The sequence below is a fragment of the Ensifer sp. GW821-FHT05G01 genome (genome assembly GCF_059419585.1).
On sequence record NZ_JBWKSC010000007.1, the window covers coordinates 106,091 to 131,392 of the forward strand.

General features: G+C 61.0%; 23 protein-coding genes. 11 read left to right on the plus strand and 12 right to left on the minus strand.

Going from position 1 to position 25,302, the window contains the following annotated elements; all coding sequences use genetic code 11:
* The first annotated feature begins 130 nt into the window (after nt 1–130).
* Nucleotides 131–1,285 (plus strand): amidohydrolase, encoded by a 1,155-nt coding sequence (locus AC07UR_RS18160; RefSeq protein ID WP_209788799.1) that lies wholly within the window; start codon nt 131–133, stop codon nt 1,283–1,285.
* 248 nt (nt 1,286–1,533) lie between these two features.
* Here AC07UR_RS18160 and AC07UR_RS18165 read toward each other — a convergent pair whose 3' ends face one another.
* The 5 genes from AC07UR_RS18165 to repA form a co-directional block, all read right to left on the minus strand.
* Nucleotides 1,534–2,688: an RHE_PE00001 family protein gene (locus AC07UR_RS18165; protein ID WP_209788801.1), complete on the minus strand. Its 1,155-nt coding sequence runs from the start codon at nt 2,686–2,688 to the stop codon at nt 1,534–1,536.
* Between the two features lie 1,841 nt (nt 2,689–4,529).
* Nucleotides 4,530–4,871 (minus strand): hypothetical protein, encoded by a 342-nt coding sequence (locus AC07UR_RS18170; RefSeq protein ID WP_234902923.1) that lies wholly within the window; start codon nt 4,869–4,871, stop codon nt 4,530–4,532.
* A gap of 463 nt (nt 4,872–5,334) precedes the next feature.
* Nucleotides 5,335–6,630 carry a plasmid replication protein RepC gene (repC, locus tag AC07UR_RS18175; RefSeq protein WP_209788803.1) on the minus strand — a complete coding sequence of 432 codons (1,296 nt, stop codon included), beginning with the start codon at nt 6,628–6,630 and terminating at the stop codon, nt 5,335–5,337.
* Between the two features lie 154 nt (nt 6,631–6,784).
* Nucleotides 6,785–7,789, minus strand: a complete 1,005-nt coding sequence (gene repB, locus AC07UR_RS18180) for a plasmid partitioning protein RepB (RefSeq protein ID WP_209788805.1) — start codon at nt 7,787–7,789, stop codon at nt 6,785–6,787.
* Between the two features lie 3 nt (nt 7,790–7,792).
* Entirely contained in the window at nt 7,793–8,989 is a 1,197-nt protein-coding gene (gene repA / locus AC07UR_RS18185) for a plasmid partitioning protein RepA (protein WP_209788808.1), read from the minus strand.
* 419 nt (nt 8,990–9,408) lie between these two features.
* Between repA and AC07UR_RS18190 the strand changes: the two genes are divergently transcribed.
* Nucleotides 9,409–9,588 carry a hypothetical protein gene (locus AC07UR_RS18190; RefSeq protein WP_173421250.1) on the plus strand — a complete coding sequence of 60 codons (180 nt, stop codon included), beginning with the start codon at nt 9,409–9,411 and terminating at the stop codon, nt 9,586–9,588.
* A gap of 453 nt (nt 9,589–10,041) precedes the next feature.
* Here AC07UR_RS18190 and AC07UR_RS18195 read toward each other — a convergent pair whose 3' ends face one another.
* Nucleotides 10,042–10,272 (minus strand): hypothetical protein, encoded by a 231-nt coding sequence (locus tag AC07UR_RS18195; protein WP_209788811.1) that lies wholly within the window; start codon nt 10,270–10,272, stop codon nt 10,042–10,044.
* On the opposite strand from AC07UR_RS18195, the gene hutC reads away from it, so the two are divergent.
* Nucleotides 10,183–10,938, plus strand: a complete 756-nt coding sequence (gene hutC, locus AC07UR_RS18200; RefSeq protein WP_209789695.1) for a histidine utilization transcriptional repressor HutC — start codon at nt 10,183–10,185, stop codon at nt 10,936–10,938. The genes AC07UR_RS18195 and hutC overlap by 90 nt on opposite strands.
* Nucleotides 10,939–10,983: 45 nt before the next feature.
* On the opposite strand, the gene AC07UR_RS18205 is transcribed toward hutC, so the two are convergent.
* Nucleotides 10,984–11,421: a low affinity iron permease family protein gene (locus tag AC07UR_RS18205; protein WP_209788813.1), complete on the minus strand. Its 438-nt coding sequence runs from the start codon at nt 11,419–11,421 to the stop codon at nt 10,984–10,986.
* A gap of 327 nt (nt 11,422–11,748) precedes the next feature.
* On the opposite strand from AC07UR_RS18205, the gene AC07UR_RS18210 reads away from it, so the two are divergent.
* Nucleotides 11,749–12,375, plus strand: coding sequence for an alpha/beta hydrolase family protein (locus tag AC07UR_RS18210; RefSeq protein WP_234941658.1), 627 nt, complete (start codon nt 11,749–11,751; stop codon nt 12,373–12,375).
* A gap of 44 nt (nt 12,376–12,419) precedes the next feature.
* On the opposite strand, the gene AC07UR_RS18215 is transcribed toward AC07UR_RS18210, so the two are convergent.
* The 5 genes from AC07UR_RS18215 to AC07UR_RS18235 all read right to left on the minus strand — a co-directional run bounded on the left by AC07UR_RS18215 (nt 12,420) and on the right by AC07UR_RS18235 (nt 16,831).
* A complete protein-coding gene (locus AC07UR_RS18215; protein ID WP_173421253.1) occupies nt 12,420–13,661 on the minus strand; it encodes an adenylate/guanylate cyclase domain-containing protein in 1,242 nt (413 codons plus the stop codon).
* Nucleotides 13,662–13,825: 164 nt separating this feature from the next.
* Nucleotides 13,826–15,295, minus strand: coding sequence for a sensor histidine kinase (locus tag AC07UR_RS18220; RefSeq protein WP_209788817.1), 1,470 nt, complete (start codon nt 15,293–15,295; stop codon nt 13,826–13,828).
* The gene (locus tag AC07UR_RS18225; protein WP_209788818.1) at nt 15,292–15,966 is read right to left on the minus strand and encodes a response regulator; all 675 of its coding nucleotides are present in this window, start codon (nt 15,964–15,966) and stop codon (nt 15,292–15,294) included. The genes AC07UR_RS18220 and AC07UR_RS18225 overlap by 4 nt, the downstream gene beginning before the upstream one ends.
* 87 nt (nt 15,967–16,053) lie before the next feature.
* On the minus strand, nt 16,054–16,437 hold the full coding sequence (locus AC07UR_RS18230) for a hypothetical protein (protein WP_209788820.1): 384 nt from the start codon (nt 16,435–16,437) through the stop codon (nt 16,054–16,056).
* 97 nt (nt 16,438–16,534) lie between these two features.
* Nucleotides 16,535–16,831, minus strand: a complete 297-nt coding sequence (locus tag AC07UR_RS18235; protein ID WP_209788822.1) for a hypothetical protein — start codon at nt 16,829–16,831, stop codon at nt 16,535–16,537.
* Nucleotides 16,832–17,374: 543 nt separating this feature from the next.
* Between AC07UR_RS18235 and AC07UR_RS18240 the strand changes: the two genes are divergently transcribed.
* The 7 genes from AC07UR_RS18240 (at nt 17,375) to AC07UR_RS18270 (ending at nt 25,286) form a co-directional block, all read left to right on the plus strand.
* Nucleotides 17,375–17,899: an RNA polymerase sigma factor gene (locus tag AC07UR_RS18240; protein ID WP_209788825.1), complete on the plus strand. Its 525-nt coding sequence runs from the start codon at nt 17,375–17,377 to the stop codon at nt 17,897–17,899.
* Entirely contained in the window at nt 17,899–18,891 is a 993-nt protein-coding gene (locus AC07UR_RS18245) for a FecR family protein (RefSeq protein ID WP_209788828.1), read from the plus strand. Before AC07UR_RS18240 ends, AC07UR_RS18245 begins: the two co-directional genes overlap by 1 nt.
* Nucleotides 18,892–18,987: 96 nt before the next feature.
* The gene (locus AC07UR_RS18250; RefSeq protein WP_234941659.1) at nt 18,988–21,480 is read left to right on the plus strand and encodes a TonB-dependent receptor; all 2,493 of its coding nucleotides are present in this window, start codon (nt 18,988–18,990) and stop codon (nt 21,478–21,480) included.
* Nucleotides 21,481–21,801: 321 nt separating this feature from the next.
* Nucleotides 21,802–22,938, plus strand: coding sequence for a transporter substrate-binding protein (locus tag AC07UR_RS18255; RefSeq protein WP_209788831.1), 1,137 nt, complete (start codon nt 21,802–21,804; stop codon nt 22,936–22,938).
* Nucleotides 22,935–23,516, plus strand: coding sequence for an ANTAR domain-containing response regulator (locus AC07UR_RS18260; protein WP_209788834.1), 582 nt, complete (start codon nt 22,935–22,937; stop codon nt 23,514–23,516). Before AC07UR_RS18255 ends, AC07UR_RS18260 begins: the two co-directional genes overlap by 4 nt.
* Complete coding sequence (locus AC07UR_RS18265) at nt 23,516–24,364, plus strand: ABC transporter permease (RefSeq protein WP_173421261.1); 849 nt, start codon at nt 23,516–23,518, stop codon at nt 24,362–24,364. The genes AC07UR_RS18260 and AC07UR_RS18265 overlap by 1 nt, the downstream gene beginning before the upstream one ends.
* Before the next feature lies 1 nt (nt 24,365).
* Nucleotides 24,366–25,286, plus strand: a complete 921-nt coding sequence (locus tag AC07UR_RS18270) for an ABC transporter permease (RefSeq protein WP_209788838.1) — start codon at nt 24,366–24,368, stop codon at nt 25,284–25,286.
* Nucleotides 25,287–25,302 lie beyond the last annotated feature (16 nt).

Below are 25,302 nucleotides of genomic sequence, written 5' to 3' on the forward strand. Positions count from 1 at the left end.
CTTCAGTGATTCCACCTGAAGAACGGGATGCTCTGGACAGAGCCGAAACGCCACTTCACATTCGCTGCCGGGATCGAGGCTCGCTCGTCGGCGCGCCACGGGGTCGATTTTCTAGCTTGGGATGTTGGGCATGTTTTTGAATGGTGGCGAACTGGACGAGATCACCGCGTTTCGGCGCGAACTTCACCGCAGGCCGGAGCTATCCGGCCAGGAGGCCGAGACAGCCAGGACGGTGACCCAAGCGTTACGGTCAAGCGAACCGGACGCGATCGTCACCAGCCTCGGCGGACACGGGATAGCGGCCGTCTATCAAGGAGCGGCCGACGGTCCGACCGTCATGATCCGCGCCGAACTCGATGCTCTGCCGATCGAAGAACTTTCATCCCTGCCACACCGATCCGAAATCGCCGGCAAGGGACACCTCTGCGGACATGACGGCCACACGGCTATCCTGATCGCACTTGCCAAAGGTCTCTCTCACAGGAGACCAGCACGCGGACGGGCCATCCTGCTTTTCCAACCGGCCGAAGAGAATGGAGCTGGGGCTGCCGCCGTGTTGGCCGACCCGAAATTCGAAGCGCTGAAACCGGACTTCGTGTTTTCGCTGCATAACTTTCCCGGCCTGCCGCTGGGGCACGCCGCCCTGGCGGAAGGTCCGGTCAATTGTGCCTCGCGCGGCATGAAGATCGTGCTTTCCGGCAAGACGTCGCATGCCTCCTGCCCGGAGGATGGCATCGCCCCGACGCTCGCCATGGCCAGGCTTTTGGAGGAGTTGACCGGCCTGGGCGCCGGCGGCCGCCTCGATGCCGACTTCACGCTGGTAACCGTGACCCATGCGCGCCTTGGCGAACCCGCCTTCGGCATCAGCCCCGGCCGCGCCGAGATCTGGGCGACCTTGCGCACGCTGACGGACGTGCGGATGACCGGCCTGGTAGAGAGCGCTGAAACGCTTGTCCGTAGCCATGCGGACGCCGCAGGACTGGTATCGTCGATCAGCTACGAGGACATCTTCCATCAATGCAGCAATGCGCCGGCGGCCGTCGACGAACTACGTCGCGCGCTTGTCGACGAAGAGATCAGCCATGACAGAGGCGCTACGGCGCTGCCGATGAAGGGATCGGAGGACTTCGGCCTGTTCGGCCGCGTTGCCCCCTCGGCCATGTTCTTCCTGGGGGCGGGAGAGGACCACCCTCGCCTGCACAATCCCGACTACGACTTTCCCGACGCCCTGATCGCGGTGGGTGCCCGTGCCTTTATGCGCACGATCCGCAATCTGCTCGGTTAGTCGCCGGGTGGCCGGAGGCCGAACTCGATCATTGCGGCCAAGCGGGTCGAAACCGATCGCCAGATCGTGCCGGCGCAACAGTTGCCGATCCGGACCGGCGGCAGCGTCGGTGATCCGGCCCCGCCTCCTTGCCGTCGTCGATTGTGGTTTACATCTGAAACGCCGTCGTAGCGAGCGAGACCTGCCGCCTGCAAAATTTGGCGAGACCCAATATCATCATCGGCAATGGTTGCCGACGCTGCGGTCGGCTACAGTATGCCCCAACCGCGGTACCGCCCCCTGCCCGTCATCTCCTTGGCGCCGAGTTCGCGAACCAGGTTCAGCGCTCCCCTCTGGGTGACGCCCACATGCCGCGCGACAAGCCCGGCGGATACGATCGGCCGGGACAGCAGAAGCTCGATCAGGCTCGGTAGGCTGCTGTTTGATCGGCGGTGGCGCACACGCATTTCCATCTGGGTCTTGGCAAGGAACAGCCGGTCCAGTTCCTTGAGACCAAGGTCTCCCGTGAGAACCAGAGCTTCGAGAAAAGCCCTCAGCCGAACCTCTTGCTCTTTCGACCGGCGTCGCTCGTGGCGGATTGTCTTCAGGCCGGTGTTGAAGCAGAGCAAATGCGACGTTACTTTGCCGCGGGCGCGCAGGTAAGCACCGACGAGCAACCCTCCGAGCCAATGCTGCCTGCGAAGCGGCTCGATCTGTTCCCAGGCATCGAAAAGCATCGCGGCACCAAGGCAGGCCGGCAACCGATCCGCTGCCGGGATCAGCGACCGCCATGCCTCGAGCCGTGCGCCCTCATCCCACTCGTCATCGAAAAGCAATCCCAGCTGTCCCTTGGGCTCCGGCGCGGACGGGCGTTCCGTTCCGCCAAATCCGCCCTCGCCGGGTTCACCCGCCTGTTCGTCAAGCAGGCGCTGCGACCGTTCGATCGCCGCGTCGATCTCGGCGAATTCGAGGGATAGCGGGTTGTCGCCGGCATCGTCGTCAATGGCGGCGTCCTCTTCCTCCTCCGCCTCAGTCGAATGCCCCCGGTCCGCATCGAGCAACGCAGTCCCGGCACCAACCTGCTCGCCCCGAAGCACCCCGAGACCGACGCTCGACAGCGCCCAATCCGGATCAGACAGCCAGATCCTCCGGCGCGTCCGCAGGATCGCGTGGGCAATCGTCAACTCGTGCGTCGGTGCGCGGGCATCCATATGCGCATCATGCAGCACGAGGTCCTCGACGTGGACGAGTTCGCCCGCAACCCAGAGCGCACTGGCGGCATCGAAGAACTGACCGCGCTCGCGGAAACCTTCGGCGACCGGGTGGCGGCCGGCACGCTCATCCAGCCGCGCGAGGCGGTCTTCCGCATCGATGGACGCAGAACAGAGCATCTGCAGGAGCGAATTCTGGATATCGTATCGCATTACAATCACACGCTATTTTCGGCAAACGGAAGAAATATGGTCGTTTTCTTCCGACACACAAGATGCGTCTTCTTACCGAAAAGTGCAGTGATTGTCGTCGGATTTTTGCGTCGATCAAGCCGGAGAGCCAGATTGGCCACGCAACGCTACTATTGAGCGCAAATCAGGTTCGAATCGAACGATTTGACCGGGTCATTGTACGCTCTTACGGGGCATTCGCAACGCAAGACGGCCGACATCACCAGGATAACACTGCATCCTTTCTATTCCGATAACAGCTCTGAAAGTGGCAGGAAGGGTATCGGGCAGCGATGGGCTGACGCTCTGCACAAAGCGGACGGGAGTGGCAGCAGACAACAATCGGAGTGACAGATCTGTCTCGCCTGCCGGTAAGGGCAACGGGTGCGTCAGGGCTTCGTGTTGACAGCTGTCAACTGCTGGCGGCGAGACCGGAGTTGTGTGATCACACCACTTCAGAAGCACTCCAACCATCCGCAGAATAACCCGAGATCAGAGCCCCTTGACAACCACGTTGCCAAGCGTTGCGCAACTCCACTCAGCCAAAGCCACAGGCACTGCCGACGCCTTCGACCGCTGACATCAGTCCAAAAGGTTGCTGCTATGCCGAACAACAAAAGCGCCTTAGCCATTGCCAGGTGGTGGGGCGGCCACCACCGGCGGCCAGGTCATGGCATCTACATCGTGCCGAACAGCATCGTTTCGCAGACGCCCCCCTGCTATTCCGCAACGAGTTGACAGCTGTCAACGGCATCCATTGTGGCCCGAAAAATCTCGAATGCGGCGCGCCTCATCCGACGCTGAGATCACAGAATAGCGCACTCCTGCCCACCCACCCGCTTCAGGAAATCTTAGCGACTAAGGAACCCGATGCATGCCGTGGTTGGAGATATCAATGACCTTGACCGAAACCCTCGTACGGGGGACAGCGGCGCGCCCCCCCGTCAGTCCGGACAGACTGCCCTCCTCCAAAGACGCGACCGAAGAGACAGCTCACATTCAGTGTGATGTCACCGTCGCCATGGTGTTCTTGCCGGCTTCTCATTCTCCAAAATCGAACAATGAACCCTTGCTTGTGCGCTGCCTCAGAGCGCCGTCCCCCTGACTTGACCGCCAGCCGCGCTAATCCGATGGCGCACATGGTGCCATTACCGTAGCCAAACCGAACGCTGCCGCTTCGACAAACCGGATCATTCACGGGAGAACCAAGCCTTGTTCCACTGGGTCGAAATCCAGATGGCTTCGGCCAGCAGAGTTGACAGCTGTCAACACGATGCATGACTGCGTCAGGCACAGCCCAACTGTCTACCCCCGTGGAGATCCGCAGTATCGTTTCGCCCTCTCGTATCTCGGAGGAAACCATAGCGCTTTTGACCGCACGCAGATCTCCCGGGCTCACTCCGCATGTAGACGTTACGACAGGTCTTGTGGCCAAAAGAACGTCCAGCCTCAATCGACTGCTACGCAGTTCACCTCGTACAAATGTCGAATTGTCTTGCGTCGATCGCCATAGGCAGACCAGGGCTTCGGGTGAGGGAAGTTATCGCTGACTTAACTTCCTTTCGAGCGCCGTCCCGCTTGCCGGACAAGGCCTTATCCGATCCATCCACCAGAGCCGCATTGCGTTGTTTAACGGCTGCAGACGCGGTGGAATAGCGAAAAGTATGCCATCCAACTTGCCCCTCAGGGTCAGCGAGGGCTGGGTTTATTGATATGCCCCTCAACTACTCGCCGAGGCCGGATGGTGGCCGTGACGTCAAATGGCCATGCCTTCGGATCGATCCTTATGGGGCACACCCACCCACGGACATTGTAAAGCCGGTCTATCTCCGTCGATCGATACGCCGCATGTCGACAATCCTGCCGTCAAATTGACGAACTCCGATTTCGAAGCGGGTATTGCCGCGCCATGCGCGATAGACGAAAAATCGGCCACGGCAGTCGACCCGACGAATATCGCGGAAGCCGCGGTTACGGAGCAACCGTTCTCCCTGACTGCACGTTATGCCACGACCGCTGTTGAGGCTGGTGCCAACCCCGATGTTGATATTGATGTTGGTTTGAGCGCTTGCTTTGCCGGGAACCGCCACCGGTGAGGCGACGACCGCCAGAGAAATCATCAGCGAGACGAACGAAGATCTAAATGTCATCCTGTTGAAATACATAATCGTCCCCGAGGTTGACGCATGTCAGCGCTAATACCGCGCGCAGAGAGAAGTTACGCGCAGCCTTCGTCGAAACGCAAGGCATTGATGCGCCTCACAACCGCTCTCTCGGCTCGTTGACGATTTCAGCGGATCGACGCTCGTCGTTGCTCTTGAATTGCCAGCTGTCAGATCCCGAGCTTGAGACGAGTCAACTCGCTTCTTCCAACGATCAAGCAACGTTATGATGTGTCACAGGGCGCAGATTCCCTATAGCATCGCTCAACATATCCCGTCGATACGTAGGCCACACTTCTCTCGTCAGTCCGGCGAGAACGTTATCGCATCTGAACGATTGACGTCTGATGGTCAGGTACGGCTGCGCCGGGACAGATACAATGCACTCCGCGTGTTAAACTCCGGGCGCGGGTAAACATCGGTTGACAGCTGTCAACCTGCTCCAAAACCGAACGATGCTTCGACGTCAGCTTGCTAGCGACACGTTGCCAGGATGAGACCGCAGCAACGCCATGATCATGGGACCGATGGCAAACTCCTTCCGGAGTGAGCGGCGGGTCAGATCGCGCAGGTAACCGCCAGCCGACGTGATGTGCGCCGAGCGCTGCAGAATACATGCAAGCACCGCGGCCGCCGTTTCCGGGCCGAGCACGCGGCAAGCTTCGTCATGGGCGCCTTGGCTGACATTCAGCATGGAGCGGACAACCACGGCTGCCGTCATCAGGTCGCGCCAGGAGCGGATTTCGCCACCAGGACCATAATCGACGATGTCAGGGCATGCCTTCAGCACCGTCGATAGCGGGAAAGCCTGTGTGGATTGACCCGGTTCAGTGGCCATCTGGCGGGGGCTGACGCGAAGGTCGGTCGCCAGGGTGTCGCTGATCAGCGGTTCCTCGATGAGAACGCTGTCTCCGCTGTTCGATCTCAAACCTGCCTGCGTTTCATGTCCCAAGCCCCGTTCAGATTCAGTAGAAGAGTCTGGATCTGAACTCTGTATGTGGCAGCCATTTTGGCTATCATTGGTGGCCAGTTTTTGTAAATTTATCAGTTTTTCCAATTGGTTGAGTACTTCTGCGCGCAATAGGTCGAGTTGGCTGAGCACGTGTTCGATTTCAGCAAGCGCTGGTTTCCTTGGTAGGTGCTCGACTGCGAGCAGGTAACGCTGCTGCAGGCTGTCGCAATCGGACGCAGGATCGGTTTCGCGCAGGACCTCGATGAGCTTGAAGAGGTCGCGACGGCAAAGGCTGAGACGCTCACGGGCGAGCTGTGTCTCCTGGCGGGCAAGCGCGACGTCGGCTGCTGCTGTCTGTAGTTCACGGGCGCGTGCGAGCAGCGGAGAGAGATCGAATCCGAAGGCGTCGCCGATCGACCCCTTTGTGTCTCGACGGGCGTAGCGTTTGCCATTGGGACTGTCTTTGCGGAGGATAAGGCCTGCTTCCACCAAGGCTGCCAAATGACGGCGCAAGGTCGTACCGGCCATGCCGTGCGTGCGCAGCGCCAGTTGGTTGTTTGACGGGAAAACCACCAGGCCTTTGCCGCAGGTCAGCTCGAGCTTCGGATAGAAGCTGAGCAATGCATTGAGCACGGCCAAGGCACGGTCGGATACTCCGACGATCGCCTTTGCTTCGCAGACGGTCCGAAACAGTTTCCATTTATCGATCGACTGATGCGAATCGATTTCGCTCGCGACGACTTGGCTTGCGAACATGCCAAGCGTCATCGCGCGCCGCCCAAAGGGCGTCGTCACATTTCCACGCTCCATTTTCTTCACCTTTTCAAAGGCAAAAGAAGTTCGTTCGCCGAAACGACGTTAAAAACGCTTGACAGTGATTCGCGGAAATGGGATTCTCTAGTTGCTACACGAGAGAAGGGTTTCCGCTGCGCTAGTCGTTCGGAAGCCTTTTTCTTTTGCTCTGTTAGTCTCCTGTTTCCTCTTGATATTCGAGGTACAGAGATTTGAGCCTCTGCCTCACGAAATCTGCAAAACCCGGCGCGGCCTTCTTGTTGAAGGAAAGCGTCGTTTCGCTGTTTGTCTCCCGGATGCGCACGGGGCGGGTATCATCCGGCGCCACCCATGCAACCGCTTGGCTCCTGACCTTTACGGTGCTCAGGAACGCAAACAATGTTTCGAACCGTTGATCACTCTCGCGGACCAGGAAATCCGAGCGGCGGGCGTAACCATGCGCTTCTGTGCGCTTGTCGTCATTGGCCACGAGATCGGCGAGTTCGGTCCAGCGTCGCCGCCCGATGGATGGTGCTGCGCCGATAGCCTCGATGAGGTCGACGGGAAGGCGGCGCACGATGGCGATCATCTTCGACAGGGCAGCCTTGTCGACGCCCAGCGAAGACATGATGACATCACGCGAAAACTCTCGATCCTCGAGGCGCGCAGCAAACAGCGAGCGCTCGATAAACGAGAGGTCGGTGCGCGCGTTGTTTTCCTGGCCTTGCGAGATCACCAGCTGCTCGTCGCTGAGATCACGAACGACAGCCCTGACTTTACTGCCGAGCTCTCGCATGGCGGTCAGGCGACGATGGCCATAGGCCACCTGGTAGCGCCCATCCTCGCTCGGATGCGGGCGAACCAGGATCGGAACCTGTTGTCCGTGATCCCGGATCTGCTGAAGAAGCGACTGCTCGGCTTCGGCTGCAACGCCAAGACGATCAGCGACAAAGGAAGCATCGACGAGCGCGGGATCGAGCTCGATAATTGCCAGACCTTCGGCGAGCTGGCGCTCCAGCTCCTGTGCGCGCTCTACCTTCTGCGTAATATTCGAAAGCGAGCGCGTAATGCCGCCGATCGGGCTCGAGGGCCGCTGGCCGGGACTGAGGCCGACGATTGGCCGGCCAGCCAGCGGGCGGTCGTCTTCGCCTTCTGCGACGTGGTTGTCTGAAACACCGATGAGGTTCTTGCGGGCCACGGCTTACTTCCTTCCCCACACTTTGCGCAGCAGGTCCTCGATCTCGGCATTGACGAGCGTCAGGGAATCCATTGCGCGGTCGTAGGTGCCGCGGACAAACTGCGACCGCTCGACCTCATAGAGCGTCTGTTTTGTTACGCCGGCGTCGGAAACGGCTGTCGATTTGACCATGGCGTTGTGCAGCATTCGGTTGCCGAAGATGGATCGCATAAAGCCGGTCATCTGGCTTTGCGGACCGTCGTTCGGCTCGAACCGGGTCACGAGATAGCGCATCCAGTCGTAGCTTGTTCGGCCGCCGGCATCTTCGACGACGCGCATCAACTCGCTGGTCATCGAGAGAAACTGGGACATGGACATGACGTCGAGCATCTGCGGATGCACGGTAATCAACACTGATGTCGCGGCGCACAGCGCTGACATGGTGAGAAAACCGAGCTGCGGAGGGCAATCGATGATGACGATGTCGTAAAAACTCTCGATATCGGCAAGCACATCGCCGATCCGCGCGAAAAACATGGTTTCGGCCGAGCCGCTGGTCATCGCCTTTGGCGTCTCGTGCTCGAACTCCATGAGTTCAAGGTTGCCGGGGACCAGATGAAGGTTGGGCATGTGGGTCGAGCGGACGATCTCGGCGATTGGCCGCGGGTTTTCGTAGCGAATGGCGCCGTACAGCGTTTCGGATTCACCGACGTCCAGCTCCGGCTGGTGGCCGAAGAGCGCCGAAAGCGAGGCCTGCGGATCGAGATCGATTGCAAGCGTCCGATAGCCCCTAAGCGCCAGATATTGCGCAAGATGTGCCGAGGTCGTTGTTTTGGCCGACCCACCCTTGAAGTTCATGACCGAGATGACTTGCAGTCTCTCGTCACCGCGACGATGCGGTACGTATTTGCCCGACTTGCCGCCTTCGTCCAGAACACGTCGAATGCGCTCGATATCGGAGACCGCATACATGCGCCGGCCGTTTGACAACGGCTCGGGGCCATGGCCCTCTGAAGCGATCTGGCGCAGATAGCCTTCGCCGATTCCGATAAAGGCAGCGGCCTCGGCCGGGCTGAAAAGACGCAACGTCTTTTGCATTTGCGGTGGGAAGATCTTCTTCTGATGCTGCTGGAGCTGATGCGCGAGTTCCAAGGCATCGGCAGCCAGGAGCGTGGGTAAATGCTCCTGCACATCGAGGCCATGGATTTTATGCTGCAACATCGAGTTCTCCAAAAACTGCGCAAAAATCGTCATATCGGGGCAATATGCGCAGATGCACTATGATCCGATTCGGTGTGAATGTACAAATGGATAGCCGAACGCCTGTATAACTGCTCCACGCACCGGTGAACGCGCCGGAGAGATCATCTGTTGTCCGCGGACAACTCTGGTGATGGCTCTCGGAGAGCTGTCCTTGCGGACCGATTCCACTGCCCCATAATAGCACCGCCACGGCCGTCATCGGGCCAGGTGTTTAAGGTCCGAGTGGAGGCCGCGACACCGCCGCGGCTGCATCACCCGAGGCGCCTGTAATTCACGCTATTAGAATATGGATTTAGTCGACTATTGACAGGGGACTGGATTGTGGCAAGATCGTGATGCGATGACGATGATGTCAGGCGGACTGGAAGGGATGCAACATGTTCTATCTCGGCGGGATGACGCTTGGCTACCTTGAGCCTCCAGCACCGAAAGCGGTCGTGCAGGCAGTTAAGCCACGCATCGAGTTGACGCCGCGCGAGCCTGCGGACGATCGTGAGCGCGAGCGCGAACAGGAATGGGCTCGGGCCTTTCTGACCCCGTGGCACCTGTTTTACTGACACAGGTACAGACACTGAGGTCGCATGCCTGAACGGTGATCGGCGATCTCGCTGCTTTTCGTAAGCAGCCCGCGATCCAGGACGTGTTCCCGCGAAACGCGGGAAAGCAGATGCCGTCATAGGCTAGGCACGGTCACCGAGCTGACAATATGACCAAACGAGGAGCCAATGGTTGACAGCTGTCAACGCTCGGCAACCTTATGGCCATAACTCCTTCGCTTGAGACGCAAGCCGGATCGCGGCGACACACACCCGGTGTATTCGGTGGTCAGGTTGCTGCCTGATTTCAGTGATAAATCAAATAATTACAATATGTTATGCTGGATCCATTTCAATCGACGGCGGCCGGGCCATGCTGGTCGATGCGATGACGTCACCGACGGCCCGCAACGGCCTGCCACCGTCATGCGCTCGTGGCGATGCGAGCACGGGAAGTGCTGATGGGCCGATGCGTCAACCGACGCCTATCGGCTCGGCGAGGCCGCTTGTCAGCGAAGCTATGGTGGAAAAGCAGGAAAGGGCAAGGGGAGGGCTGTCGCAGCGCTGGGAAACGGTTAAGCTTGCCGGCGACAGAAAACCACCGAGGATGCCAACATTTCGAGCGATCAGCCAGCCGACGAAACAGGCAACCAAACGCAGTCGCTTTCGTTGCACCAGAGAATCCTCGGGGAGGTCGAAGGTCATATTCTCTCCGGCGCGTGGCCGCCGGGCTACCGTATCCCGTTCGAACATGAATTGACCGAACAATACGGCTGCTCGCGCATGACCGTGAACAAGGCGCTGACCGAGCTGGTCAAGCGCGGACTGATCGAGCGTCGACGCAAGTCCGGGAGCTACGTCACCTTTCCCCATGTGCAATCGGCGGTGATGGAAATCCATGACGTCAAGCTGGAGGTTCAATCCCTCGGGTTGGAGTACAGATTCCAGCTCGACGAACGCAATATCCGCAAGGCCGAGAGCAGGGATGCGGGTCGTCTCGATCTGCCGTCGTCTGCAAGACTGCTCGAGATCACGTGCCGGCACTTCGCCGGCGGCCGGCCTTTCTGTTTCGAGGAGCGGCTGATCAGCCTCGCGGCCGTTCCCGAAGCCGAAACGGAACTCTTCGAAACGTCAGCGCCTGGTTCGTGGTTGCTGGGCAAGGTGCCGTGGAGCACGGCGGAGCATCGCATCAGAGCCGTTGGGGCAGGGCGCGGTGCGGCGCAGGCACTCGCCATTTCGAGCGGTGCTGCTTGCCTTGTGATCGAGCGCCGCACCTGGAGCGGCCGTGCACCGGTAACCCATGTTCGATTGACCTATCCCGGCGACAGGCATGAGCTGGTGGCACAATTCGCGCCAAGCCCGCTCGGCTAAAGGGATGCGCTCAACCGGGTGAGCAAAGACCGGGCGATACGTGCCTCATCCCGCTGGACCGGTTCCATGTTTGTGCTTCTTGCCAACGGCATTTGAAATCTTCCGGTGAAGCGCGTGGTCGTGTGCGTCTTGCGCGTGTTCGCTCAGCAGTTCCGTCAGCCGTGCCAACTCGTGCTCCTCCAGCTTCTCAATCCCGATGTATTCATTCTCGGCGGAACTCGTCAGAATCAATTCGTCGAGCTTTGCCTGTAGCGCTTTGCTGTCGCGGTTCTGGGAGTTTTGAAGCACGAAAACCATCAGAAATGTAATGATCGTCGTCCCCGTGTTAATCACCAATTGCCAGGTTTCGGAAAAGCCGAAGATCGGGCCTGTGACGGCCCACACCAAGATGGCACCGACCGCGAAGGCGAACGTGCTGGGTTTGCCAGACTGTTTGGAAACGGCATTGGCAAATCGGGAGAATGCTTTGATCTTGCCGGCCATCGGAGCACCTGAACGGGCGTCAACTGTTCTCTAACCGGCGGTGACAGAGAAAGTTCCCCCCGATGCGGCTGACGTGGCGATATCGATATCCTTTTGTTGCAGCGAGACAGCCAGCAGGTTCGTTCCATTTCTCGGGGCCGGGACATTCGCGTTTTTGGAGCGAAACGGAAAACTTGCCGAACACAGTCGACGATGCCTGTGTGCCGGGCCAGCCGTGGCTCGTGGCGCTTGCCATGCTAGAAGCTTATTAGTCGATCTGCGTCGACAGAACGATGCTGGCGCTTTTCGTTTGCGGATATGCCGGAAGGTGACGAGATGGAAAAGATCATGCTGATTGATGGACCGGAGAATGCAGCCGTGACCATCCTGCTTGCGCACGGCGCCGGCGCGCCGATGGATTCCGCATCTATGACCGCCTGTGCCAAAGCGCTTGCCGCCGAAGGCTTTCGGGTCGCGCGATTCGAATTCGACTATATGGCAGCGCGCCGATCCGGTGGCCGCAAGCCGCCACCACGTGCCGAAACGCTCAATCCGGAGTTCAAGGCGGCGGTAGATGCCCTTGGCGCAGCCGGCGCGTTGCTGATCGGTGGCAAATCAATGGGCGGGCGCGTCGCCAGCATGATTGCAGATGAGCTCTATGCCGAGGGGAAAATCATCGGCCTGCTTTGTCTTGGCTATCCCTTCCACCCGCCGGGAAAGCCAGAGCAGCTGCGCACCAAGCACCTGGAAGATCTGAAGACGCCGACGTTGATCGTCCAGGGCACGCGCGACGAATTTGGCACGCGCGAGGAGGTTCCTGGATATCGGCTCTCCGGCGCAATAGAGATCCTATGGCTGGAGGACGGGGATCACGATCTCAAGCCGCGCAAGACGATCTCCGGCTATTCCGCCGCGGACCACCTGAAAACCATAGCGCAGACCGTCGCGCGCCGGGTGGGCGAGCGTCTGGCGTAAACGACTGCTGTCGTTCATTCCGCAGGCCGTCGGCCTCCATCTGATCATTCCGCCGCTTGAGCGGTGCCGGACGAAAATGCGAAGACGTCGATCGGGTCATCGAGCCCCTTCACGGCAAAGGCGCCCAGATGCTCCATTTCGCGGGTGCGTCCCGCTAGTTCGACAAAGGCGCGCGACAACAGCACAGGACGCTTCGCCTGCTTGGTCAGGCTTTCCAGCCGCGATGCGATATTGACGGCCGGCCCGATCACCGTGAAGTCGAGCCGACGGCGCGAACCGATATTGCCATACATCACGTCGCCGACGTGAACGCCGATCCCGTAGCCCAGCGCTTCGCGTCCTTTCGCCACGTTCTCCTGGTTTAAGGTGGCGATGGCGACCTCCGCTTCGCCTATGGCCTGCAGGAGGTTTTCACTGGCTTGGGCATTGCTGAGCGGAAAAATCGCCAGCAGGCCATCGCCCATGAATTTCAGGATCTCGCCGCCATGCCGCTCGATCGGCTCGGACATGGCGTCGAAATAGCCGTTGAGAAGCTCGATCACGTCATCCCGTGGCCAGAGATCGGAGAGCTTGGTGAAGTCGCGAAGGTCGCAGATCAGGATCGCGGCGCTGACGGTGACACCGCTTCCGCGTGTGGTCGCGCCGGCAAGGATCTGTTCGCTTGCATGCGGCCCGACATAGGTTTCAAGCAACGTTCGCGCCATCCGGTTCTTCAATCGGATTTCGCTGACAAGTGCCAGAACCGGCAGCAAGCCTTTAAGCGTTTCGAGATGGGCCGTCTCGAAACCACCCGTCCGATCACTGGCGAAGGTGACGACATGGCGCTTGCCCAGCGTATGTTCGAGCGGCAAGGCAATGTATTCGGTTAGACCGTCTGCGCGCAACTCGTCGTAAAGCGAGTTCGGGATTTCGTCATCGGTCGGCGCCTCGAGATTCTTTCGAACCTGGCTGGCGCCAGTGTTGATCGCATAGAGCGGGCTGTTGAGATATTGCGACGTGTCTTCGACGCCATAATCGTACATGCGGATGTCCGCCTCCGATTGTCCCTTGCGCCAGAGTATGCGGGCACCGAGCCATTGCGGATGATGGATCCGGAAGTGCAGCGTCGCGCGCGCAAGCGGCACGCCCGCCTGCACCAGCCGCTCGCACAAATCCACGAAGATATTGTCAATGAAGCGCTGGTCGCGGGTCTCGGTGACCAGCCAATCGAGAATCTTTCTGCTCTCTGTTGGCAGGCCGCCGCTTCCTTCCAGTTCTCCTGTCATGGCCTGGGATGAAGCCTGCATCGCAATTCTCCACTCTGTTCTGACGGTCCTTGCTGCTGTCGAAACGGGGAACTCCCGGGAAAGCCGACCGTGAAACGCCGAGACATATGTGGACCATCAGCCGGCCGTTGATAAGGGCCAGGGCGAAAAGTGATCTGAAAAGTTGAGAGGTCGTCGGTGCCGGTTCAAGCGCTGGCGGTCGACAGGATCGCCGGATGATCGATGTCGAGTACCGGCAATTGCAGCCTTATCCGCGCGCCGGACCAGGAGCCGTAAAGGATGTCGATGCGGCCGCCATGCAGCCGGGCGATCTCACGGGCGAGATTGAGACCGAGGCCGGCACCACTCGAACGCGGGCGCAAACGGTAGAACGGTTCGAAGACGCGCTCCCGTTCGTCGTGGGGAATGCCGGGACCGTCATCATGAACTTCGATGCCGCCTCGCGCGTCGACCAGCACGGTTATGGTTCCGCGGTTGCCACCATGCTCGACGGCATTGCGCAGGAGGTTGGCAACGGCCTGTTCAATCTGCTGCACATGAACGCTGATCGGCACCGTTTTCGTCGCATTCGCCTCGAAGGCCAGTTCGTAGCCGGCTTCGAAAGCAAGAGGCGCGAAATCGGCGGCAAGCGTTTTGGCCAGGGCAACGAGGTCAACGACCTCGCGGCTGCCGGTGCTGTGCTCGAGCACCTGGCGTTCCAGAAGCTGTTGCGCCAGATGCGATAGACGCTCGATATCCTTCCTCAGCCGTGCGCTCTGCGGATCTTCCTGCAGCAATTCGGCGCGCGTGCGAAGGATGGCGATCGGCGTGCGCAGTTCGTGCGCCGCGTCGGTCAGGAAGCGATTGCGTTGGTCATAACCTTCGTCCAGACGGGAAAGCGCGTTGTTGAAGGCATGCACCATCGGCGCGATTTCGGTCGGAACCTGGGCCGTTTCCAGCTGCACCGCGCGATTGTCGATATCGATCCTCCCCGCCTGATCGGCCGTCGCAACGAGACCGGCAAGCGACCGTCGAACGACAGCCGGCGTAGTGACCAGCGTGGCGACCCCCATAACCACAATGATCGGCAGCAGCAGGCAAAGCACAAGGAGCGCCAGGACCGGCAGCACGCGCAGCCAATCAGGATTGCCGTCGGCATCCTTTGCCATGTCGGCATTAACGCTGATCTCGACTTCGAGCCCGTCGTTCTCGTCGCGCGACGAGATCGAAGAGGTAAGAATCTGCACACGGCCGACGTCGGTGTCGACATTGGCAAGTGCTGCTTCCGGCCTCCGGTCGCCCTCGTCGAACCGCAAGGTTGCACGACCGATGTTCTTCAAGAGTTCGCCGCCAACCGCTTCGTACGCCTGCGGAACGCTTCCCTGCTGGACCGCATGTCCATCAGTGTCGCGGATCACGAACCAGAGATTGGGAAAATCCTCCCGAAACGCACGCAGTTCCTCGGTGTCGCGCACCAGCAAGCCGCCGTTCTCGTCGCGGGCCATGGCCTCAGACAGGTGCTTTATGGCCGCCTCGTTGTCGATGATCAGGCGAGGCTGGGCAATCATCAGGATCGCAACCAAGAGGGCGATCAAGGCGACGAACGACGCCGCCTGCAGCAAAATGAGGCGGCGCACCAGCACCCATTGAAGCGAGCGTGGGCGAGATTTTTTCATGCCGTGGCGCGCAACAGGTAGCCGAGGTTGCGGATTGCCCTGATCTCGACACCGGCTGCAACCTCCTCGAGCTTTCGCCTCAACCTCGAGAGATGGGAATCAAGCGCGTTGGAATCGATCTCATCTTCCATCGCGTAGACGGAATCTTCCAGGGTTGCGCGCAAGACGGTGCGGCCCGGCCGGCGCATCAACGCCTCCAGTGCCAACCTTTCCCGCCGCAACAGATCAAGCGGCTTGTCGTCGACAACAGCCTCGCGATGGCGGAAATCATAGGTCAGGCGGCCGACCAGGATCTGGTCGGACTTGAGCGTGACGGGACGGCGGCCGAGTGCCCGAAGCCGCGCCATCAGCTCCTCGACTGCAAACGGCTTGGCGAGATAGTCGTCGGCGCCACCATCGAGCCCGGTGACGCGGTCGTTGATGGTGCTGAGCGCCGTCAGCATCATGATCGGCGCCTCGACGCGCAACGCGCGCAGCTTCGGAATAAGGCTCAGGCCCTCACCGTCGGGCAGGCGGCGATCGAGCACGATCACATCATAGGACCAGAGCTCGACCACGGCCTCGGCATCCGCGAGCGTGGAAACATGATCGACGATCACCTGTCGACGCTCGAGCGCGGTCTTCAGGGCCGATGCCATTTCGGGCTCGTCCTCTAGCAGCAAGATGCGCATGCCGATCTCTCCTGATTGCGGCTCCGGACGGCCGGTGGCCGTGGTGCCGAATGCATCATTTCTCAAATCTAAGCGGAGTTGAAGTGCTCACTCGCATTCGAGCTTTGGTTGACGGAAGTTGGTGACGTACCAGCGGCCGCCCTGCTGGCGGGCGTAGAATGTATAGAAGCATTCCTGCTCCTCAACATAGCCGGGCGTTACGTATTCTTCATAACGTTGGCCGCGCCGCGTGTCGCGTATCTCGCCGCTGGTCGAACCGGAAACAACGTTGGTGGAGATCTTGCGCCACTGGTAGGCGCGCTGATCCCAGCCGAGATCGAGAACTGCCGAGGGCGGACCGTAGTCGATGATGACCGATTCCACCGGCTGGCCGATATAATTCTTCATTTCGGTGGAAGCACAGCCGGTGAGAGCGAAGGCTGTGGTGGTGGCGATGGCGGCGAAGACGCCGCGCGCGTTGCAAAAGGGCATGTTCGATCCCGGGTTCGAATTGTCTGCCCCGGAGCTAATCTGCCAAGATTACATAGACATTGCGGTCGTCTTCGAGCGTTGCGCCACGCGGTCGGCGTCAGGCGGCCCGGTTGGCGGGAGCGTCGTCGATGATGGCATAGACAAGTCCCGGCTGGACGATCCACTCGCCCTGCCGCAGCGACTGCACGTCCGGTCCACCACCAGCGTTGCGCGCGGCCACGCCGACGAACCGATACCGAAGCCCGCTGCCGTCGGTCACCGTTTCGCGGATGGGCCGCCCGGCGAGGTATCCGACGACCTGCCCTTCGAAGCGCACATTCGCCAGGATGAAATACTCGGTGGGCAAGTTCCGGCTTTGCTTCGCAGCGAGCTTGAATGTGCTTCTGATCTTCATTTCGTGATACTCGTCGTAGGTTTTTCGTTTGCTCTTCGAGGCACCGTTTCGGGCATGCGTGCCGGGTAAAGAGAAGGCGGCCGTCTGAAGTCACGTGAAAGCGGCATGAGCATGGCAACAGCGCTCAAGATTGCGCTCGTTCGTCATTTCGCTGCACCGCGGGTCATCCAAGAACGCCGTACCCGCAGAAAGCCTAATCCGACCGCCCATAAAAAATCGCTTGGTAAGATGCGGCTTGGGCATAAGGAAAGCGTAAGGCGCTGTGCCCCGCCCAGGGCAGGGCCATCCGTTTCGACCGGTCAGGCGACCGTGGTGCAGGACGACTGACGGACCTTCGTCGAGACGGTTTTCGGCTCGAATGCTGCACCATTCAGACGGAGGGGAGGTCTGCGCGGCCGCAATGCGATAAAGATGAGTTTTTAGCTCATATTTGTTGTGTGCGTTGCACGGACGCGCTAATGAACGCCGCGGCCGGCCTTCTGTCGGCGCATTGCCATCCATCCTCTTCCCGCCGGCCGGTCCGGATCCGTCCTGAAAACAGACATGTCAGAGAAATCAGCTTCGCATTTGATGCTCGACGACGCGATCGTGGCTTACTACGACGAGCTCTGCACGATGACGCGGCAGCGCGGCCATGCGTCGGCAACAGCAAACGACGTCGTTCACGAACTCTATGTGCGGCTGGTGGACCGGCGCACTTCGCTTGAGGGAAAATCGTCCTTGCGCGCGTTTCTGCGCCGCGCCTGCGCCAATCTCGGCATCGACCGGCTGCGCCGCGACCGCTTCGAACTCAAGCTTTTCTCCGGCAGCGAAGAAGAGGCGCTTGCCGTTGCGAGCGATATCGCCGCTCCCGATGCCAACATCGACCTTCGCCGCAGGCTGCAGATTCTGAAAACGGCGATCATGGAGATGTCGCTGCAAAGACGGCGCGTTTTTCTCGCCAATCGGATCGGCAATCTGAGCTCCGACGAAATTGCGATGCGCACCGGCATCAGCCGCAACATGGTGGACCGGCATCTGCGCAAGGCCTACCTGCATTGCCTGGATCGTCTGGAGGAGGTGTCGTGATGGCGCTTGATAGACGGCATGCGCCGACCGGCAAAGCATCGGATCGCAACCAAAAGACGCGTGAAAAGCGGGTGCGTGAGCAGGCGGTGAACTGGCTGGTGCTCCTGAACGGCGACCCTTCGAATGAAAAGCTGCAACTGGCGTTCGAGCGGTGGCGTGCGGAAGACCCTGTCCATGCCGAAATCTTTGCGCGGGCGCAGAGGGCGGTCGGCGACGCCACGCTGTTGATCCGGCGCGAGCCGGAGTTTGCCGAGAGGGCGGTGCAGGCACCTGCAAATCGTCGAAAGACCTTCGCCTCGCTTGCCGCCGTCCTTATCGTCGGCACCGGCGCCTTTCTCGCACTCGACGGCGCAATGTGGATGCGCGCCGACGTCATCGCCGGCAAGGGCGAACGACCGACCCTGAGGCTCGACGACGGCTCGACGCTGCAGCTCAACGCCCAATCGGCCATCGCCTATGACTTCACCCCAGGCGAACGCCGGATCGTTCTGTTGCGTGGCGAGGTGTTTGTTCAGGTTGCAACCGACAGGGGCAGGCCGTTCGTCGTCGAGGCGGGAGCGGGAACGACGACTGCGCTCGGAACGGCATTCGACGTCAACCTCACCGACGACGGGGCCAGCGTCACGGTACTGGAGCACGCGGTGTCGGTTGCGACAGACCGCGTGACATCGCCAAGCCGCGTCGAGGTCAACGAACAGGTGAGTTACAATCATGAAGGCAGGCTCGGCGACATCAAGCCGGTTGATCCGCTGTTGGCGGCCGCATGGCGTGACGGGCGTCTCGTCTTCGACGGGCGCACCATCGCGTCCGTCGTCAAGGAAATCGGTCGTTACATCCCGGGCAAAATCCTGATCGCCGATGCCGCGGTCGGCGCCAGACGTGTCTCCGGCAGCTTCGATCTCTCCGATCCGGTCAGGGCGTTGCAGGGTCTTGCCGAAGCCTTCGACATCAAGGTCACCCGGATCGGACCCTACGTCACGATCCTGCGCTAAAAAAATCGGACGCGAGGTGTCCCTGTATCGGGACCTCGTTCGTCCAGAAACCAGACCCGGCCTCTTCTCGGCCATCCTTCATTGTCTGGGACCATCATGCCATATTCGAATGCGACCGGCGGACGCCGCCACTCCGGAATTTTCAACCTGCTGATGGCAGGTACGGTGTTTGCCTTTACGGCCACGGGTGCGCTTGCCCAGGATGCCTCGGTGCATCATGTCGATGTGCCGGCCGGCAAGCTGACCGCCGCCGTCAACCGCCTCGCGAGCCAACTCAAGCTGCAGGTCGTGTTCGACAGCTCGGTTGCGTCAGGGGTCAGCACATCTGGTCTTTCCGGTGAGATGACGGCGGATGAGGCGCTCTCGCGGTTGCTGAGTGGAACCGGCGTCCGCTATCGCTTCGTCGACGGGTCGACGGTAAAGCTCATGGGCGCCACCGAAACCTCCGAGCCGGTCGACGCCGACGGGACCAAGCTCGCGCCGATCGTCGTGCGCGGCGATGCCAATCGCGGCGATCGGGCGCCGAATGTCGCCATCCTCGATGCCGAAGACATCGAGAAGGCACAGGCCTCAAGCCTCCCGGAATTGCTGCAGAAAACCCCCGGTGTGTCGCTGGGCGGTGGAGTGCGCATTGAAGGGCAGACGATTGCCATTCGCGGCTTCGCCCGGCAGTCCGACGTCAGGATCATCCTCGACGGCGCACCGAAGAATTTTGAGAAATACGACCAGGGAACGGTCTTCATCGAGCCCGAATTGCTCAAGCGCGTCGAGATCGAAAAAGGCGCGACCTCGGTGCGTTACGGCAACGGCGGCTTCGGCGGCACCGTGCTGATGGAAACCAAGGACGCGACCGACATGCTGCGGCCGGGTGAGGAGTGGGGCATCTGGGCCAAGTCCGGATTCCAGAGCGCCAACAAGCAGTTTCTCGAAACCGGCGCGCTCTACGGCAAGTCGGATTTCGGCGGTCCGGTCACCTATGACGGCCTTCTGGCGGCGACCTGGCGCAAGAGCGACGACATGCGCGTCGGCGGCGGCGAGATCTACAACTATTCCAATTCGAAGCTCACGACCCTGCTTGCCAATGTCGGTGCCGAGTATGACGGCCACGAGATCAGGGGCACAGTTGCCTACGGTGAGAACGACAACTGGGGGCCGGTCGCCGCCATCCGCGGCCAGTCGGCGCCGTCGGATTTCAACATCGCCCGCTACGGCTATAAGGAAGCGATGCGCCGCCTGCTCACCTGGCGCGAGATCGAAGACTTCACCTCGACGCTGAATTACAGTTATGCCGGCGACAGCGACCTGGTGAACTACCGGATGATGGCGAGCTTCTCGTCGACCAGCCAGCACGCGACGCGCCCCGATATCCCCGGGCTCAACCCGAGCGCATCGGTCGGCGGCTATGAGAACGATGCCACCTATAGCGACATCAAGTTCGAAGCCGAAAACACCTCCAACTTCACGTTGGGCGGCCTGTCGCACAGCCTGAACTACGGCGTCCAGTATCTCGACCATGATCGCGACATCTCGATGTACGACATCGCCAACCGCACCCAGGCACAATACAATTATGGCTACTACGCTCCCTGGTTCATGCCGGAAGGCACGCAGAGGACCGTTGCGGCCTTCGTTCGCGACAGGATCGAGCTCACCGACACCCTGACCGTGACGCCGGGCCTTCGCTATGACCACGTGCGTTCCAAGGGCGTGCCGAACGATGCGCCGCGCTTCAACAATCCGCTGGCTGGACACGATTATTCTGCCGTCTCGCATCAGGGCGTGACGCCGGCGATCAGCCTTTCGTGGGAAGCAGCGCCCTCGGTGCGGTTCTTTGCCGAGTGGGCCTATGCGATGCGCGTGCCCAACATCGACGAGATCTACTCGACGCAGAGCGTACAGACCAAGGCATCCGGCACCAGCCGCGATCTCGACGTCGAGCGCAACAGCACCTTCAATATCGGCGTCGACCTGAGCTTCAACGATGTACTGACGGCCGATGACATGCTGTCGACGCGGATCTCGGCCTACAACAACCACGTCTCCAATCCGGTCACACGCCGGTTTGGCACCGTCAACCTGGCCGGCGTTTCCGGCAATGTGCCGTTCTACTGGAACACTCCGTCCTACGATATCAGTGGCATCGAACTGCAATCGCATTACGAGACCGAACGTTTGTTCGCCGATCTCGGTGTTTCCTGGATGACAGGCGAGCGCACCGGTGCCGTCAACAATGTCTGGGGTCCCGACACCTACATCAACGACCTCGCGCCCCTGACGGTGATCGCCACCGCTGGCATCAAGGTGCCGGACCGGGACCTCGCGTTCGGCTGGACGGGGACCTTCGTCGATGACCAGAACCGTACGCCCTACAATCAGGGCGGTCAGACCTATGCCCGCCCGCCGAGTGCCGGCTATGCGGTGCATGGCCTCTTCCTCGACTGGACACCGACATCGGGCCTGATGGAAGGAGGCGAAGTGCATCTGGCAGTCGACAACATCTTCGACAAGTACTACGAGCCCTATCTCAGCGACGGTATCTCGGCGATGCCCGGCCGGAACTTCAAGGTCGCGATCAGCCGGAAGTTCTAGGCCTTCAATCGGATTAGACAGGCCCGCTTGCGGGCCGGTTGCCCGTGGCGATGCATTGCTTTTCGCCGGCGGCAGGCAGTACGACGCCACCCTTTGTTGCTGCGCTCAGTTCGTTCGGATGTGTAAACTTGCGCACGGGGTGCCGCATCCTTGTCAATCCTTGCTTGACAGAGGTCCATTGCCCGTATCTTAATCTTGTCTACGGATTGAGCAGCTCAGTCCTTTTCACATGACCCTTATGGTCGACGGGCAGTTTCGCCCCATGATGCCCCATCTCCGATGGGAAACGCGTCATGGGGTTTTTGGTTTTTTGGCAGGTCCATGCGTGACGCGGTGAAGATCGGTATCCTGTATTCGACAACCGGCCCCTACGGGACGATGGGCCGCGACTGCCGCGATGGCGCCGAGTTGGCGATCGAAGAGATTGCGGCGCGCCACCCCGGCCGCATCGAGCCTGTCTTCGTCGACCCGCACGCCAATATCGATCAGTACCTCGAAGGCGCGCGCACGCTGCTGCGCGATCAGGGCTGCCGGCACATCGTCGGCACGATCACGTCGCTGGCGCGCAAGGAGGTCATTCCGCTCGTCGAAAAGCATGACGGGCTGCTCTGGTACATGTGCCCCTATGAGGGTTTCGAGGCCAACGACAACGTCATTTACACCGGCGGCTGCCCGAACCAGCATCTGCTGCCGTTGCTCGACTATCTCTTGCCGCGCTTTGGTCGCCGGCCCTATCTCGTCGGCGCCAACTATGTCTGGGGCTGGGAAATGAACCGGCTCGCGCGCGAGCTGATCGAGGAGGCGGGCGGATCGGTGCTCGGCGAGCGCTATCTGCCGCTCGAGGAAACCGCGGTCGAGCGTATCGTCGCCGAGATCGAGCAGCGGCGGCCGAGCTTCATCCTCAACAATCTCGTCGGCCCGTCGAGCTATGCCTTGCACGCCGCGATCCGGGCGCTCGGCGAACGCGATCCCGCCTTCCGCCCTGAAAACTGCCCGGTCGTCAGCTGCGATCTGCAGGAATGCGAGCTCATCGACATCGGCCTCGGCGTGGCGACCGGCCAGCTCTGTGCCGCCGCCTATTTCGACACGGTAAGTTCCGCCGAAAATGCGGCATTCAAGGCTGAAGTGAGCGCGCGGTTCGGCGCTTCGCGTCGGATTTCCAGCGTCTTTGCCAGTGCCTATGCCGCCGTCAAGCTCTGTGCCGAGGCAATCATCGATGCCGGCACCGACGATCCGGCCGTGGTGTCCCGCCTGCTTTGTGCGGCGCCGCGCTCGACCGTTCTCGGCCCGCTGCGGATCGATGCCGAAACCCGCCACGCGGCACTTCCCTTCCACCTTGGGCGCATCAATGACGAGGGTGGCTTCGATATCATCGCTTCCGAGCCCGCCATCGTTGCCGATCCGTATCTGACGGGTCGTCGCACGCGCAAGCCACCCCAGCTCCGGATCGTCTCATGAGGGAAACACCCAACTTTGCCGGCTGGCGTGCCACGATCCTCCATCGCGAGGATGCGACGACCGAGCGGCTCACTCGCCAGCTGAAGCTCTTCGGTTTCCACGTCCTTGTGCAGTGGGCGCCGCTTGCCGCCGACCATCTGCCCGATCTCATTCTGGTCGACGCCGATCAGGGCTGGACCGGACTGTTGCCATGGACCGACGAACGCGCGCCGCGACCCCTCGTTGCCCTGCTTGGGTCTGAAGCTCCCGGCCGTGTCGCCTGGGCGATGGATCAGGGTGCCTCCGCCATCATCGCCAAGCCGCTAGCCTCGTCCGCGGTCTATCCCGCGCTGGTCATGGCGCTTGCCATCCATCGCGAGCGCCAGGCCGTCGTGGAGAAGATCGCCCATCTGGAAGAGCGGGTTCGCATGCGCCCGCTGGTCCATGCCGCTGTGCAGAAAATCAGCCATGCCCGCAAGCTGGATGAGGAGCAGGCCTACCGGGTCCTGCGCAACTGCGCCATGCAGCGGCGGCTGTCGATGGAGCAGGTCGCCGCCTCGATCGTGGGCGGCGCCGAGCCGCTGCCGGAGGCGGGCTGATGCAGGCATTGAAAGCCATGGTCCGCCAGCCGGCAGCATTGTTCGGCCTGATCGTCGTTGCCCTTGTGGTGTTCCTCGCGATCGCTGCGCCCTTGATTGCGCCCTATAGCCCGGACGAGCAGATGTTCGACGGGCTGACGCTGGAGGGCGCGCCGCTGCCGCCGAGCGCGCAGTTCCTGCTCGGCACCGACACGCTCGGGCGCGATCTGTTCTCGCGGCTTCTCTATGGTGCGCGCACGTCGCTCGTCATCGGCCTCGTCGCCAACGGTATCGCCGTGACGATCGGCCTTTTGATCGGCATCCTCTCTGGCTACATGCGCGGCATCGTCGGCGGCGCGCTGATGCGCTTTACCGATCTGATGATGGCCTTTCCGGCGCTGCTGCTCGCCATCGTTCTGGCAGCGCTGCTGCGGCCGAGCCTCTGGATCGTCGCCATGGTGATCGCACTCGTCAACTGGGTGCAGGTGGCGCGCATCGTCTATACCGAAACGCGCGGGCTGGTGGAGCGCGACTTCATCCTGGCCGAGCGCTCGCTCGGGGCCGGGCATGGCCGCATTCTGTTTCACCACATCCTGCCGCATCTGATCCCAACCGCAATCGTCTGGGGAACACTCGGCATCGCCACAACAGTGCTGCTAGAAGCGACGCTTTCCTTCCTCGGCATCGGCGTGCAGCCGCCGACACCGTCCTGGGGCAACATCATCTTCGAAAGCCAAAGTTATTTTCAGGCCGCTCCCTGGCTGGTCTTCATCCCCGGTGCCGTCATCCTCTTGACCGCGCTGTCCTTCAATCTGGTCGGCGATGCGCTTCGCGACATACTCGACCCGACGCAGCGGGGGAGGGGCTGACATGGTTTTCCTCCTCCTTCGCCGTCTGGTGCAGACCGCGCTCATTCTTCTGGGCGTTGCCGCCATCACCTTCCTTCTTCTCTATGCATTGCCTGCCGATCCGGCCCGCATGATCGCCGGCCGCAGCGCCACGGCGCAGACGGTTGCCAACATCCGGCGCGAACTCGGTCTCGACCAGCCCCTGCTCGTCCAGTTCTGGAGCTATCTGCAGGGTCTGTTTCAGGGGGACCTCGGACGGTCCTATGCGCAGAAAACCGATGTCGGCGCGCTGATTGCCGCCCGGCTGCCGGCGACCTTGATCCTGATGGCGGCAGGCATCGCCGTCGAGGTGGTGCTCGGCGTGTTTCTCGGCGTGCTCGCGGCCGTGCGCCGCGGCGGCTTCGTCGACCGCGCCGTGATGATGGCGTCCTTCGTCGGCGTCTCGGCGCCACAGTTCGTGGCAGCGCTGCTGCTGCTCTACGTCTTCGCGGTCACGCTCGCCTGGTTTCCAATGAGCGGCTTCGGCACGCCGGCGCATGTGGTGCTGCCGGCGCTGACGCTCGGAGTTCTCGGTGCCGGCTGGTATGCGCGCATGGTGCGCTCGGCGATGATCGACGTGCTCAACCAGGATTATGTCCGCACTGCCCGGGCCAAGGGCCTGTCGTCGGCGCGCATCATCTTTCGTCATGCACTGCCGAACGCGCTGCTGCCGATCATCGCCATGATCGGCATCGATATAGGCCAGTTCATGAGCGGGGTCGTCGTGGTCGAGGCCGTCTATGGCTGGCCCGGCATCGGCCAGCTCGCCTGGCAGGCGATCCAGCAGGTCGACATTCCAATCATCATGGGGGTGACGCTCGTCTCGGCGCTCGCGATCGTGCTCGGCAATTTGCTTGCCGACATTCTCGCTCCGCTCGTCGATCCGCGCATTCGCGCCCGTTAAATTATGCAGCAACCAA

Excerpts from the sequence above, each read along its gene's own strand:
- AC07UR_RS18160 (WP_209788799.1), top strand. The coding sequence starts at position 131 with ATGTTTTTGAATGGTGGCGAACTGGACGAGATCACCGCGTTTCGGCGC.
- AC07UR_RS18165 (WP_209788801.1), bottom strand. The coding sequence starts at position 2,688 with ATGCGATACGATATCCAGAATTCGCTCCTGCAGATGCTCTGTTCTGCG.
- AC07UR_RS18170 (WP_234902923.1), bottom strand. The coding sequence starts at position 4,871 with ATGTATTTCAACAGGATGACATTTAGATCTTCGTTCGTCTCGCTGATG.
- repC (WP_209788803.1), bottom strand. The coding sequence starts at position 6,630 with ATGGAGCGTGGAAATGTGACGACGCCCTTTGGGCGGCGCGCGATGACG.
- repA (WP_209788808.1), bottom strand. The coding sequence starts at position 8,989 with ATGTTGCAGCATAAAATCCATGGCCTCGATGTGCAGGAGCATTTACCC.
- AC07UR_RS18190 (WP_173421250.1), top strand. The coding sequence starts at position 9,409 with ATGTTCTATCTCGGCGGGATGACGCTTGGCTACCTTGAGCCTCCAGCA.
- AC07UR_RS18195 (WP_209788811.1), bottom strand. The coding sequence starts at position 10,272 with ATGACCTTCGACCTCCCCGAGGATTCTCTGGTGCAACGAAAGCGACTG.
- AC07UR_RS18205 (WP_209788813.1), bottom strand. The coding sequence starts at position 11,421 with ATGGCCGGCAAGATCAAAGCATTCTCCCGATTTGCCAATGCCGTTTCC.
- AC07UR_RS18210 (WP_234941658.1), top strand. The coding sequence starts at position 11,749 with ATGCTGATTGATGGACCGGAGAATGCAGCCGTGACCATCCTGCTTGCG.
- AC07UR_RS18215 (WP_173421253.1), bottom strand. The coding sequence starts at position 13,661 with ATGCAGGCTTCATCCCAGGCCATGACAGGAGAACTGGAAGGAAGCGGC.
- AC07UR_RS18220 (WP_209788817.1), bottom strand. The coding sequence starts at position 15,295 with ATGAAAAAATCTCGCCCACGCTCGCTTCAATGGGTGCTGGTGCGCCGC.
- AC07UR_RS18225 (WP_209788818.1), bottom strand. The coding sequence starts at position 15,966 with ATGCGCATCTTGCTGCTAGAGGACGAGCCCGAAATGGCATCGGCCCTG.
- AC07UR_RS18230 (WP_209788820.1), bottom strand. The coding sequence starts at position 16,437 with ATGCCCTTTTGCAACGCGCGCGGCGTCTTCGCCGCCATCGCCACCACC.
- AC07UR_RS18235 (WP_209788822.1), bottom strand. The coding sequence starts at position 16,831 with ATGAAGATCAGAAGCACATTCAAGCTCGCTGCGAAGCAAAGCCGGAAC.
- AC07UR_RS18240 (WP_209788825.1), top strand. The coding sequence starts at position 17,375 with ATGTCAGAGAAATCAGCTTCGCATTTGATGCTCGACGACGCGATCGTG.
- AC07UR_RS18245 (WP_209788828.1), top strand. The coding sequence starts at position 17,899 with ATGGCGCTTGATAGACGGCATGCGCCGACCGGCAAAGCATCGGATCGC.
- AC07UR_RS18250 (WP_234941659.1), top strand. The coding sequence starts at position 18,988 with ATGCCATATTCGAATGCGACCGGCGGACGCCGCCACTCCGGAATTTTC.
- AC07UR_RS18255 (WP_209788831.1), top strand. The coding sequence starts at position 21,802 with ATGCGTGACGCGGTGAAGATCGGTATCCTGTATTCGACAACCGGCCCC.
- AC07UR_RS18260 (WP_209788834.1), top strand. The coding sequence starts at position 22,935 with ATGAGGGAAACACCCAACTTTGCCGGCTGGCGTGCCACGATCCTCCAT.
- AC07UR_RS18265 (WP_173421261.1), top strand. The coding sequence starts at position 23,516 with ATGCAGGCATTGAAAGCCATGGTCCGCCAGCCGGCAGCATTGTTCGGC.
- AC07UR_RS18270 (WP_209788838.1), top strand. The coding sequence starts at position 24,366 with ATGGTTTTCCTCCTCCTTCGCCGTCTGGTGCAGACCGCGCTCATTCTT.